At 41.7% G+C, this 13411-nt stretch carries 12 protein-coding genes; 8 read left to right on the top strand and 4 right to left on the bottom strand.

Annotated elements, in window-relative coordinates; translation table 11 throughout:
- Window positions 1-15 precede the first annotated feature (15 nt).
- Window positions 16-624 (top strand): nucleotide exchange factor GrpE, encoded by a 609-nt coding sequence (grpE, locus tag L1266_RS02590; protein WP_054551515.1) that lies wholly within the window; start codon window positions 16-18, stop codon window positions 622-624.
- A 68-nt stretch (window positions 625-692) separates the two neighbouring features.
- On the opposite strand, the gene L1266_RS02585 is transcribed toward grpE, so the two are convergent.
- Window positions 693-1883 (bottom strand): Bcr/CflA family efflux MFS transporter, encoded by a 1191-nt coding sequence (locus L1266_RS02585; protein WP_235376786.1) that lies wholly within the window; start codon window positions 1881-1883, stop codon window positions 693-695.
- Window positions 1884-2075: 192 nt separating this feature from the next.
- Between L1266_RS02585 and L1266_RS02580 the strand changes: the two genes are divergently transcribed.
- A complete protein-coding gene (locus L1266_RS02580; protein ID WP_235376784.1) occupies window positions 2076-2873 on the top strand; it encodes a M48 family metallopeptidase in 798 nt (265 codons plus the stop codon).
- Here L1266_RS02580 and L1266_RS02575 read toward each other — a convergent pair whose 3' ends face one another.
- The 3 genes from L1266_RS02575 to L1266_RS02565 all read right to left on the bottom strand — a co-directional run bounded on the left by L1266_RS02575 (window position 2874) and on the right by L1266_RS02565 (window position 5553).
- Entirely contained in the window at window positions 2874-3239 is a 366-nt protein-coding gene (locus tag L1266_RS02575) for a hypothetical protein (protein WP_235376783.1), read from the bottom strand.
- Window positions 3240-3363: 124 nt separating this feature from the next.
- Window positions 3364-4146: an outer membrane protein OmpK gene (locus L1266_RS02570; RefSeq protein WP_054551512.1), complete on the bottom strand. Its 783-nt coding sequence runs from the start codon at window positions 4144-4146 to the stop codon at window positions 3364-3366.
- 93 nt (window positions 4147-4239) lie between these two features.
- Window positions 4240-5553, bottom strand: coding sequence for a Na+/H+ antiporter NhaC family protein (locus tag L1266_RS02565; RefSeq protein ID WP_054551511.1), 1314 nt, complete (start codon window positions 5551-5553; stop codon window positions 4240-4242).
- 280 nt (window positions 5554-5833) lie between these two features.
- On the opposite strand from L1266_RS02565, the gene dapB reads away from it, so the two are divergent.
- From dapB to L1266_RS02535, 6 genes are all read left to right on the top strand, one after another.
- The gene (dapB, locus tag L1266_RS02560) at window positions 5834-6631 is read left to right on the top strand and encodes a 4-hydroxy-tetrahydrodipicolinate reductase (RefSeq protein WP_138615973.1); all 798 of its coding nucleotides are present in this window, start codon (window positions 5834-5836) and stop codon (window positions 6629-6631) included.
- A 207-nt stretch (window positions 6632-6838) separates the two neighbouring features.
- A complete protein-coding gene (gene carA, locus L1266_RS02555) occupies window positions 6839-7975 on the top strand; it encodes a glutamine-hydrolyzing carbamoyl-phosphate synthase small subunit (RefSeq protein WP_063527508.1) in 1137 nt (378 codons plus the stop codon).
- A gap of 16 nt (window positions 7976-7991) precedes the next feature.
- On the top strand, window positions 7992-11210 hold the full coding sequence (gene carB, locus L1266_RS02550) for a carbamoyl-phosphate synthase large subunit (protein WP_054551508.1): 3219 nt from the start codon (window positions 7992-7994) through the stop codon (window positions 11208-11210).
- Between the two features lie 51 nt (window positions 11211-11261).
- On the top strand, window positions 11262-11738 hold the full coding sequence (gene greA / locus L1266_RS02545) for a transcription elongation factor GreA (RefSeq protein WP_054551507.1): 477 nt from the start codon (window positions 11262-11264) through the stop codon (window positions 11736-11738).
- 116 nt (window positions 11739-11854) lie between these two features.
- Complete coding sequence (locus tag L1266_RS02540) at window positions 11855-12898, top strand: S66 family peptidase (protein ID WP_138600478.1); 1044 nt, start codon at window positions 11855-11857, stop codon at window positions 12896-12898.
- A gap of 57 nt (window positions 12899-12955) precedes the next feature.
- Window positions 12956-13357, top strand: a complete 402-nt coding sequence (locus tag L1266_RS02535) for a hypothetical protein (RefSeq protein ID WP_235376782.1) — start codon at window positions 12956-12958, stop codon at window positions 13355-13357.
- The last annotated feature ends 54 nt before the right edge of the window (window positions 13358-13411 follow it).

The following is a 13411-nucleotide window of genomic DNA, read 5'->3' as shown; positions in this document are numbered from 1 at the left end:
TGGAGCATGTAAGCTATGTCTGAGCAGACAAAATCACCAGAGCAAGAAGTTGAACTAAACGAAGAATTTGAACAAATGCAAGCTGAAGTAGAAGCTGCAGAAAAAGCAGCTGAACAAGTTGACGGCGAAGAAATGAGCCCTGAAGCTGAAATCGCTTTACTACACAGCGAATTAGAAGCGGCTAAACAAACTATTAACGATCAAAAAGACAGTGTTGTTCGTGCTGCTGCAGATGTTGAGAACATGCGTCGTCGTGCCGCTCAAGATGTAGAAAAAGCGCATAAGTTTGCACTTGAAAAGTTTGCTAACGAATTATTACCAGTTATCGATAACCTAGAGCGCGCAATTGAGTTTTCTGATAAAGAAAATGAGCAGCTTAAACCTGTGCTTGAAGGTATCGAAATGACTGTTAAGAGCTTTAATGATGCGGTATCAAAATTCGGTGTTGAAATTGTTAACCCACAGGGTGAGCAATTTAACCCTGAATTCCATCAAGCAATGTCAATTCAACCAAGCAATGATGTAGCACCTAACACTGTTCTTGCAGTAATGCAAAAAGGTTATACATTAAATGGCCGTTTATTACGCCCTGCAATGGTTATGGTATCAAAAGAAGCTGAATAAGCTTTAAAGAAAAATAAAAAAATGCCTGTTAATTACAGGCATTTTTTTTACCAATTATGTTTAAGTATTTAACTCGTTTGGTATTGTTTTCGATGCCAAAGCTGCACGAGTAAGATAAGTATCAGTGCGCTGAACATCATCGCAGAAAATGGAATAGCACTTTGTGGGTGAACAAAAGCAAGAATAGGCCCAACGAGAGCGCCACTGCCGAATCTCAGGGTACCAATAACAGCTGTTGCAGTGCCTGATTTTTCTTCAAATTGCATCAGTATCAATGAGTCCGCATTACTCGCGACAATACCTAAGCTCATCATCAGTGGTGCGATGCTTGCTACGATAAAATACAGTGATAAATGCAGCACACTGAATAATAACAATGCCCCACCAGACACAAAGCCAATGCTAAGGCCAATAAATAACAGTTTACGAGAACCCAAGCGCGGCACTAAACGTGTATTCATAAAGTTACCGAACATTAAAGCCAACACGTTAAAGGCGAATAACACACCGAACAATTGCTCATCTACTTTGAAGAAATCGAGATATACATAAGGTACCGATGTTAAAAAGCAAAAGAATGCGAATGAGGCAAACATGGAACTGGCAATATCGGCAAGGGCACTGCGGCGTGAAAATACCGTTTTATAACTATTAAAGAACAGTGCCAAACCACGTTGCTGACTCTTAAAGATTGGAATATCGATTAAATGAATTTGCACCAAGGCTAAAATAGCAAAACTGTAGGCCGCCAATGCAATAAAAATAACCTGCCATGTCGAAATACCCATGATCAATGAGCCTAGAGTAGGAGCAATTAATGGGGCAACCATCATGATCATTGAGACATAAGACATGCCTTTGGCTGTGTTCTCTCGGTAAATATGGCGAATAATACCCGGCACTACAACGGTTGCAGCGGCACCTGTGAATGCTTGCACAGCTCTTAAAGACCAAAATAATTCGATGTTAGTACAAAACGCCAATGCTAATGAGCTAATACCAAATAGCGCTAAACCCACTTTAGCAAGTAATCGCCTACCAAGTTCATCGGCAATCGGGCCAAAAAAAAGCATGCCAAGAGCATAACCTGCTAAATAGATGCTGAGTGATATTTGCACATTTGGCATGGTTGTTTGCAAGTCGTTGGCAATCACCAACATCGCTGGTAAATATAGATCAATTGCCAAAGGCGTAATCGCGACAATACTTGCCAGTAAAGGTAATAAAATGCGTTTATTTAAAGTCTCAGGGGAAGGCATTGTTTACTCATTCATCAAATAGTAGGTCACTATTGTAGCAGTGTGAGTCACTGTGGTGAACTTAGTTTGCCTGCTAAGTAAAAGAATTAACTAAATGGTAACAACTGAGTGGGTGATTGTTCATTTTCATATAAAATTAAGCAATGCTTTGCTATATTAGCCTCAATTACACAAAGTATTTGAAGGACTAGTATGAAAAAGTTAATCATGGCAGTGTTGGCCACCGCTGTTTTAGCTGGCTGTAAAACCTCTCCTACGGGACGTACCCAAATCGCACTTTATTCAGATCAACAAATGAGCCAAATGGGTCAAGCAAGCTTTGCTGAAATGAAAAAAACACAGCCTGTTAATACTGATCCAGGTGTCAATGCTTATGTAAAGTGTATTGCCGATGATGTTATTGCGGTTTTACCTAAAGAGTATGCCAAGCAGTCTTGGGAAGTTGTTGTATTTGAAGAAGATTCAGCAAATGCATTTGCATTACCGGGGGGGTATATTGGTGTTCATACAGGTTTATTAAAAGTCGCTGTAAACCAAGACCAATTGGCTACAGTACTAGGTCACGAAGTTGCACATGTTATTGCTGAGCACTCTAATGAGCGTGTATCACAAAACGCACTGTTACAAACAGGCCTACAAGTTGGTGGTGCAGCACTTGATATGGGTAATGTTCAATATCGTGGCGAAATTATGCAAGCCTTAGGCTTAGGCGCACAGTATGGTGTTGTTTTACCATTTAGCCGCTCACATGAATCAGAAGCGGATATTGTTGGCTTAGATTTAATGGCAAAAGCAGGGTTTAACCCAGAGCAATCAGTGTCGCTTTGGCAAAATATGAGTGCTGCTGGCAGTAGCGGTACACCTGAGTTTATGTCGACTCACCCAGCACCGGGTAACCGCATCAAAGAGCTTCAAAAGCATATGTCGGAAGCATTAAAAGCCCAACAAGCGGCGCGAGCAAAGGGTAAAACTCCACAGTGTAAGTTATGATCAATTGATCAAAGGTTGAATATCGACATTCTGCCAATGATATCTATTATTTTCAAAAATACACACCTTTCCTGGGTAAGTTAACTGCTCCAATGTAGGAGCTGGTAGCTGCTCAGGAATACCACATTTTCGCGCCATACTGACCATAGATATACTTTCAACTAATGGAGTGATATCTATATCTTTCCAATTACAATTATTTGCTTGGCAAAAACAAGCCTTTCCGTCGTAAGTAGCTTGGTTAAGTTTTGGCATTGTATATGGTTTAGGCAAACCGCACTTTATCGCAGGTTTAAGCTCAGCTGTATTGGCTAAGAAAGAAGTGGTTAAAATTAATAAGCTACTAATGATAAATGATTTATTCATGACATTCCCCTAAATTCTAACTTTAGAACTATGAGCGAATGTATGTCAAATTTTGTTATTTAGATATAACAAAGCCTGTAGTTTAACTGGCTACAGGCTTTTATTTTTTTCAGCTTACAGCTTATTAGAACGTCCACTCAACGTGAAGTTGTGGTACTGACTCAGTTGTGTCTGTACCTAGCTTGTTGTGCCAGTATTGCCACTCAAGGCCTAGCAGTAAGGTGTTTTCTTTCATGCTCATTGCGTGACCTAAATCCCACGTAATGATTGGCTGCGCTAAAATCCACGCTTTAACATCTTCGCCAAATTCATTTTCACGCTCTGCAATGTATTCAACATGGCCTGTTACGTTGAACTTTTGTGAGCCAATAGTGAATGGGTAGCCCCAAGCAACATCAATCATCCAGCTGTTCGTTTCAGTTGGAGCACCACCGCGTGCTACACCTTCACTGTCATCGATGTAAGCGGTAAATAAAGTAGATAAAAAGCTAAAGCCAGGTGCTTGCCAGCTTAGTTTTACACCCGGTAAATACTTAAGAACTTTCGAATCGCCTGCGGCATTAAAACCTGCCGTTAAACCTACATCAGTAATTGCGCCGTATGAGAAATCACTGCCAGAGATTTTTGATAAACTGAATGTTGAATACCATTCGCCGTAAAAGTCTTTATCTTGATAACCATCTTGACGGTCGTCATTGCTGTAATCAATAAAAAAGAAGTTGTCGCCATAGTCATAACCAGACGCATGCTGTAGTGATACAACCGTGGTGTTTGACTTAGTCAATGAAAACGGGTTTTTGTGTTCACCGTTATTAACGTGTAATTGCGTAGAGCTCCAATTAGCGGCATAGCTCGAAGTACTTACTGCACAAAGCGCAGCAACAGAAAGGATCTTTTTCAAGTTCATATCTCAATATTGATGGTGTAATGGGGGATATAAAGTGAGGATTATAGCAGATACGCCCATATTTGGGCGTATCGAGAGAAAAAATTATTTAACTTATGCTTTATTTCGGCGTAAGCAAATTACTGCAACGGCAGTAAAGGCAAGAATAAAGCAGTAATAAGAAGAGGTAGAGACTTCCCATGGGCTAATTTTGAAGGTTGCGCCCAGTAGAAGTGCTTGTGCGCCATACGGCAATGAGCCTTGCGTAACACAAGCAAAAATATCAAGTAAGCTTGCTGAACGCTTTCCTGTAATTTCACCATCATCCGCTAATTTTTTAGCAATCGGGCCTGCAACTATAATAGACACGGTATTATTAGCGATGCATAAGTTACTGGTCATAACCAGTGCTGCAATCCCTAATTGATCTGCAACTTTACGGTGCCATTTTGCAACGATTTTTGTAATTGCTTGAATTTTGTTAGCAATATAATCAAGACCACCATTAATACGGATAAACTCTGAAAGGCCACCAATAAACATCGATAGCAAGAAGATTTCCTGCATATCAGTAAAGCCTTTATAAATATCTTTAACAAAGCTTGCACCTTCATAGCTGCCAGTAAAGCCCATGAGTGCGGCAAAGATAATACCACTAAACAGCACCACGAATACGTTAAAGCCCATTACCGCGAGCACTAAGATAAAGGCATAAGGTAACACTAATAAAATATCGAAGTCTTGTGTCTCTACAGCTTCTGCTGCAGGGGTTAAGAAGAATAATAAGCCGATAGTTAATGCCGCAGCAGGTAAGGCGATTTTTAAGTTCTCACGGAATTTATCTTTCATTTCACAGCCTTGCGTGCGGGTTGCAGCAATAGTTGTGTCCGAGATGATTGATAAGTTATCACCAAACATGGCACCCGATACAATCGTGCCTGCCATCAGAGATGGATCAATGCCTGTTTTTTGGGCGACGGCATAAGCAATCGGGCCAATCGCACCGATAGTACCCATAGAAGTGCCCATCGCAGTCGACACAACCGCAGCAATTAAAAATAATCCTGGTAGTAACAGAGCCGGTGGAATAAGTGATAAGCCCGCATTAACAACGGCATCAACACCACCGGTTGCACCAGCAACCGCAGAAAACGCACCAGCAAGCAAATAAATCAAACACATAGTGATGATGTTGCTATGGCCAGCACCTTTAATAAAGGTTTCAACACTGTGGTTGATGGTATTTTTATTTAAGATAAACGCCAGCATGATGGCAGGTAAAATTGCCACAGGAGCTGGTAATTGATAGAAGGCGTAATCGACACCTTGAGACTGTAAGTATAAGCCAGCGCCTAAAAATAAGCCGACAAACACCAAAAGCGGCAGCAAAGAAAGTTTTGCTTTTGTTTTATTAAATGATGGCTGCATCATATTCCTCGTTAGATAACCAATAACACAGCCAAACACTTCTTTTAGCTGTATTTAGTTGTGTCTAAAAGACAACAACAGCGCCCGCAAGCCAAAGACCAAATCGGCGCAAAGGAAGAAGTTTAAATGTATAGATGGCTAAATGCAAAGACTATCTGTTATTATTGTTGTTCTATTAATAAATCTAAAATTAGCTCTGTATTTTTTATAAGCTAACCTGACTATTACATGAGTTTTCGATAAAATCCAGCCAGCTAAGAAGAATAGATAAGGTAACTATATGAACCGCATAGGTGTATTTGGCGCAAACGGCCGCATGGGACTTGCACTTTTAGAAGCAGTCTCAAAAAAAGATGACGCAACATTAACGGGCGCGTACGTACGCGAAAACTCACCACTTTTAGATAGTGCGGTTAATCAATTAAACAGCGCTGCATCAGCAGATGTATCATTTAGTAAAGAAACAGACGTAAAAGATGCAGATGTATTGATAGATTTCACCTTACCTCAAGGCATGCGCAACCACCTGAAAACAGCGGTCGAAAAAAATATCGCCATGGTAATTGGTACTACGGGCCTTAACCAAGATGATCTGGATGCCCTTAATGAAGCCGCGAAACACATTCCGATTGTTTTTGCCCGCAACTATAGCGTAGGCGTGAATTTACTGCTTAACTTAGTGCAGACTGCGGCTGTGAAGTTTGGCGATGATATGGATATCGAAATTTTTGAAGCTCATCATCGTCATAAAATCGATGCGCCATCGGGAACTGCATTGGCAATTGGTGAAGCTATTGCTGAAGCAAAAGGCTGGCAGCATGATGAAGTCGCGCGTTTTGATAGAAGCAATGACGAACACGCAAAATCGCAAAATGAAATCGGTTATTCAGTCATGAGAGGCGGAGATATAGTAGGTGAACACACTGCATATTTCGCAACTTCTGGCGAAAGGCTAGAATTAACTCATAAAGCAAGTTCAAGAATGACCTTCGCATTAGGTGCTGTAAGAGCTGCGGGCTGGTTGAAAAATAAACCAGCTGGACTTTATGACATGCAAGATGTGCTTGACTTGAAGTAGTTTAGTTTCTTTTTTGGCAGTTTCAGTGAATTTTTAGTTAATAACGCTTATTTTTACTATTTTATTAATTAAGATTAGATCTGAAAGCTAAATTACTGTAGAATAGCGCCAATTTGCCAAAAATTCATAAATGCGTGTTTCCAATCGCTTTAAACGGGCAGTAGAGCAAATGACTTTACTCCCGTTTTTTACTGTTAGGAGGTTAACTTGACTAAATCCGCTCTGTTAGTCCTAGAAGACGGCACAGTGTTTCGCGGTACTGCAATCGGCGCTGACGGCATGTCAGTCGGTGAAGTAGTATTCAATACGTCTATGACTGGTTATCAAGAAATTTTGACTGACCCTTCATACGCGGAACAAATCGTAACTTTGACGTACCCACATATCGGTAATACGGGTACTAACAGCGAAGACGAAGAAGCGGGTCAAATCTGGGCTAAAGGCCTAGTGATCCGTGATTTGCCACTGCTAGCAAGTAATTTCCGTAACGAGCAATCGTTAAGTGATTACTTAAAAGAACGCAATATCTTAGGTATTGCCGACATCGACACTCGTAAATTAACACGTATCTTACGTGATAAAGGCGCTCAAAATGGTTGTATCATTGCAGGCGACGAGTTAGATGAGAATAAAGCGCTTGAAGCTGCGCAAGCCTTCCCAGGCTTAAAAGGCATGGATTTAGCAAAAGTTGTCTCAACCAAGGAAAATTTTGAGTGGCGCGAATCAAGCTGGACGTTAGGTTCAGGCTTTAAAACGCTAGAAGCAGCAGAGGAGAAGTTCCACGTTGTTGCTTATGACTTCGGTGTTAAACGTAATATCTTACGTATGTTAGTTGATCGCGGTTGTAAATTAACCGTTGTTCCTGCACAAACATCTGCAGAAGACGTACTGGCATTAAACCCAGACGGTATCTTCTTATCAAATGGCCCAGGCGACCCTGAGCCGTGTACATACGCGATTGAAGCAATTAAAACTTTCCTAGAAACAGACACGCCAATTTTTGGTATCTGTTTAGGTCACCAATTACTTGCACTTGCTTCAGGTGCACAAACGGTGAAAATGAAGTTTGGTCACCACGGTGGTAACCACCCAGTTAAAGACCTTGACCGCAACGTTGTAATGATCACAGCGCAAAACCACGGTTTCGCAGCTGACGAAGCAACATTACCAGCGAATTTACGTGCAACTCACGTTTCTTTATTCGATGGTACGCTACAAGGTATTCACCGCACAGATAAGCCAGCGTTTAGCTTCCAAGGTCACCCTGAAGCAAGCCCAGGTCCTCATGATGCGGCGCCATTATTTGACCACTTCATCGACCTGATGCAAGCACGTTCTAACTAATTTAACCGGAGTAACAATGCCAAAACGTACCGACATAAAAAGCATTCTTATCTTAGGCGCGGGCCCGATCGTAATCGGTCAAGCTTGTGAATTTGACTACTCTGGTGCACAAGCGTGTAAAGCACTACGAGAAGAAGGCTTTCGAGTAATTCTTGTAAACTCGAACCCTGCAACTATCATGACTGACCCTGAAATGGCGGATGCGACGTACATCGAACCAATTCACTGGGAAGTGGTAGAGAAAATCATTGAAAAAGAAAAGCCAGATGCAGTACTACCTACTATGGGTGGTCAAACAGCATTAAACTGTGCGCTTGATTTAGACAAGCACGGTGTACTGGCAAAACATGGTGTTGAGCTAATCGGTGCAACTGCTGATGCAATCGATAAAGCTGAAAACCGTGAGCGTTTTGACGTAGCAATGAAGAACATTGGCCTTGAGTGTCCACGTGCAGAAATCGCTCACTCAATGGAAGAAGCACACGATGTACTTAGCCGTATCGGTTTCCCATGTATCATTCGTCCATCATTCACTATGGGTGGTACCGGTGGTGGTGTTGCATACAACCAAGAAGAATTTGATGAAATTTGTGAGCGTGGTTTAGATTTATCACCAACAAATGAACTTCTAATCGACGAATCGTTAATCGGTTGGAAAGAGTACGAAATGGAAGTTGTTCGTGACAAAAACGACAACTGTATCATCGTATGTTCTATCGAAAACTTTGACCCTATGGGTGTTCACACTGGTGACTCAATCACGGTTGCACCAGCGCAAACACTAACTGATAAAGAATACCAAATCATGCGTAATGCATCGATGGCGGTACTTCGTGAAATCGGTGTTGAAACAGGTGGTTCAAACGTACAGTTTGGTGTGAATCCAGTTGATGGCCGTATGGTTATCATCGAGATGAACCCACGTGTATCGCGTTCTTCAGCACTAGCATCAAAAGCAACCGGTTTCCCAATTGCGAAAATCGCTGCAAAACTAGCAGTAGGTTACACCCTTGATGAGCTTCAAAACGACATCACTGGCGGTAAAACACCAGCGTCTTTCGAGCCGTCAATCGACTACGTTGTTACTAAGATCCCACGTTTTAACTTCGAAAAATTCGCAGGTTCAAACGACCGTCTTACAACACAGATGAAGTCTGTGGGTGAAGTGATGGCGATTGGTCGTAACCAACAAGAATCACTGCATAAAGCATTACGTGGTCTTGAAGTTGGCGCAACGGGCTTTAACCCAATTGTTGCCCTTGATGATCCGAAAGCAAAAGAAAAAATCATCCGTGAATTACGTGAGCCAGGTGCTGAGCGTATTTGGTACGTTGCTGATGCAATGCGTCACGGTATGAGTGTAGAAGACGTATTCGAATTAACTAAGATTGACCCTTGGTACCTAGTACAAATCGAAGACATCTTAAAAGACGAAGCAACAATCAGCGAAGTAGGTATGGCTGGTTTAAATGCTGAGTTTTTACGCAAGCTTAAGCGTAAAGGTTTTGCTGATGCGCGTATCGCTGAAATTGCCGGTGTTTCTGAAGCCGAAATTCGTAAGAAACGTCACCAGTTAGCTATCGTGCCTGTATATAAGCGTGTTGATACCTGTGCTGCAGAGTTTAGTTCAGATACAGCTTACATGTACTCATCTTATGATGAAGAATGTGAAGCGAATCCATCTGACAAAGATAAAATCATGGTAATCGGTGGTGGTCCTAACCGTATCGGTCAAGGTATCGAATTCGATTACTGTTGTGTTCACGCAGCATTAGCTTTACGTGAAGACGGCTATGAAACAATCATGGTTAACTGTAACCCTGAAACTGTTTCAACTGACTACGATACATCTGATCGCTTATTCTTCGAGCCAATCACGCTTGAAGATGTATTAGAAATCGTACGTGTTGAAAAGCCAAAAGGTGTTATCGTTCAGTACGGTGGTCAAACACCACTGAAACTTGCTCGTGAGCTTGAAGCGAATGGCGTGCCAGTTATTGGTACTTCACCAGATGCAATCGACCGTGCAGAAGACCGTGAGCGTTTCCAACAGCTTGTTGAGCGTCTAAACCTTCTTCAACCAGAGAATGCAACGGTTACTTCTTTAGAAGAAGCGATTGTTAAGTCTGCTGAAATTGGCTTCCCACTGGTTGTACGTCCTTCGTACGTACTAGGTGGTCGCGCGATGGAAGTGGTTTATGATGAAGACGATTTACGTCGTTACATGACTGAAGCAGTATCAGCGTCAAATGAAGCGCCAGTACTACTTGACCACTTCTTAGATAACGCAATCGAAGTTGACGTTGACGCTATCTGTGACGGTGAGCAAGTAATCATAGGTGGTATCATGGAGCACATTGAGCAAGCAGGTGTTCACTCAGGTGACTCAGCGTGTTCATTACCGGCTCACTCACTAACAGCTGAAGTACAAGACGTAATGCGTAAGCAAGTGACAGATATGGCACTAGAGCTTGGCGTAGTAGGTCTGATGAATACACAGTTTGCTGTGAAAGACGGTAAAGTTTACTTAATCGAAGTAAACCCACGTGCTGCGCGTACAGTACCGTTTGTTTCAAAAGCGACAGGTATCGCACTTGCTAAAGTAGCGGCACGTTGTATGGCGGGTCAGTCGCTAGCAAGCCAAGGTATTACAAAAGAAGTAATCCCTCCTTACTACAGCGTAAAAGAAGTGGTACTGCCATTTGCTAAGTTCCAAGGTGTTGACCCAATTCGTGGCCCAGAAATGCGCTCAACGGGTGAAGTTATGGGTGTTGGTGAAACTTTCGCCGAAGCATTCGCAAAAGCACAATTAGGTGCAAGCAACACTTTACCACGCGGTGGTCGCGCGTTACTATCGGTACGCAACAGTGACAAACCACGTATCGTTGAACTAGCTAAAACCATGACTGATCTTGGTTTTGAGCTAGATGCAACAGGTGGCACTGCAAAAGCACTTGAAGAAGCTGGCATTGCAGTTCGTCGCGTGAACAAAGTATACGAAGGTCGTCCTCATATTCTTGATAGAATTAAAAATGGTGAATACAGCTACATTGTAAACACTACTGAAGGCCGCCAAGCGATTGAAGATTCGAAGGTGTTACGTCGTGGTGCGTTACAGCATAAGACTAACTACACAACGACTCTGAACGCGGCATTTGCTAACTGTACTGCAAACCAAGCAGATGACCGTAGCAAGGTGACGTCAGTTCAGGAACTACACCAGCGAATGAACTAAGGAAATGTGCCAAGGGCGAGGCAATCGCTCTTGGGATTAAGTGAGAATAATATGCAATCAATTCCGATGACAGTTCGTGGTGCAGCATTACTGCGCGAAGAACTTAACGAATTAAAAACAGTTACCCGTCCAAAAATCGTTGCTGATATCGCTGAAGCACGTGAGCACGGTGATTTGAAAGAAAACGCTGAATACCACGCTGCTCGTGAGCAACAAGGTTTCTGCGAAGGCCGTATTCAAGAAATTGAAGCGAAGCTTTCAAATGTGCAAATCATTGATGTAACTAAAATGCCTAACACAGGTAAAGTTATTTTTGGCACAACGGTCACTATCGTTAATGTTGAAACCGATGCTGAAGTAAAATACCAAATCGTAGGCGATGACGAAGCAGATATCAAAAACAACCTGATCTCTGTTAACTCACCAATCGCGCGTGGTTTAATTGGTAAAGAGGTAGATGATGCCGTTATCATTAAAACGCCAAACGGTGAAGTAGAGTACGAAATCATTGAAGTTGAGTATATTTAGTAGCTTAACCAAGCATTGAGAAAAACCGCAGTTCACACTGCGGTTTTTTTATGCCTGTTTACAGGCGTGGATTTATTCGGTACGTTGGCTACAAACTGTTGCAATGAGGAGTAATAATGGCGAAAATTCAGTATCCTAAACCACTTGTTCAAGGTGATAAAATAGCCATATGTGCTTTTTCATCAGGTGTTGATAAAGCCTTTCATGAGCGCTTAGACATAGTACTTAATGGCTTAACAGCCAAAGGTTTTATTGTTATTGAAGGTGCCTGCTTACGTCAGTCACACAATAGTGCAAAGCAACGTGCTGATGAGCTCATGCAGTATTTAACTGATGATTCAATCGCAGCCATCATGCCGCCATGGGGGGGCGATCTCACCATGGAAATTTTACCGCTTCTCGATTTTAATGCGATAAGTAAAGCAAAACCTAAATGGTTGGTTGGCTTTTCAGATATCAGCACGTTTGCATGTGCATTAACCACTCGTTGTGGCTGGGCAACCTTGCACGCTGCGAATTTAATGCAAATTCACCCTGACGATCCCGATGTTTATTTAGCAAATATATTCAGTGCCATGTCACTTGAAGAAAAACAGCAATTGCATCAAGTTGCTTCGCCTTTTTATCAGCAAAAGCAAATTGATTATAAAGCTAAGCCTGAGGCTCAATTTGACTATACTGCTCCTAGCCAATGGCGCTGTATTAACTATAAAGATAAACGCCAAATTGAAGTGTCTGGTCGCTTAATTGGCGGCTGTTTAGATACCTTAGGTCTGTTGTTACCCTCTAATTACTATGCATTGCATGAGTTTAAAAAACAGTATGCACCAGAGGGGTTAATTTTATACCTAGAAAATGCAGAGCTCAGTCCAATGGCCCTTGCACGTTGTTTGTTATCGTTAAAGTTGAATGATGTTTTTACTGATGTAAATGCGGTGGTATTCGGCCGCAGCCCTGCAATTAATAACGACTGCTACTTTGATGAATACCAAGCAATAGAGCTCGCATTTAAAGGCAATTTGTTCCCAGTTATTGTTGATGCCGACATTGGCCACGTAGCCCCTAATTTAGCATTAATTAATGGTGCTGTTGCCACAATAACTGCAGATTTGTGTGAAGGTATGGCGAGTAATGTGGTTGTGAAGACAATATGTAATTAAAGGAAGCTCTGATTGGCTAGAACTAGGTGACCAAGTTTGGTTTTGGGAGATATTAGTGTGAAAGTAAAATTATTATTGCTTGGCATGATATTACTTTTGTCCTGTTCAACTGCGAAAAGTGCTCTTTATGTAAATTCTGAAAGTTGTACAGTGAAGTTAAATAACACAGAAAAAAAACTGGGGTTAATTACTCCATGCAGTTTAGTGAAAGTTCATGATAATTTATTGAATATTAAGAAATATGGTGAAACAGAGGTTTATATTATTTCTGGGGCACCATCACCGTTAGATAAGCTGTCGAGATGGTCCGTAACAAAAGAAGATAACTGTTCACTAGAATATCAAGCAGTTATTGTTAATAATGAAAAGCTATCATTGTCAAAGGTGAAGGATAAAACCTTGGTTTGCCCTAATTTAGGCTTGGATGAAAAAGTGTATAGGCAGTTTCTATCTGATTAAAAGCTTATAAGCTCATTTATAATAGCCATTTAAAGTTACGCCTACATTAAAAGG

It is taken from the genome of Pseudoalteromonas sp. Cn5-37, from assembly GCF_021532495.1.
GTDB lineage: Bacteria > Pseudomonadota > Gammaproteobacteria > Enterobacterales > Alteromonadaceae > Pseudoalteromonas > Pseudoalteromonas simplex.
This window is presented reverse-complemented; position numbering and strand designations above follow the sequence as displayed.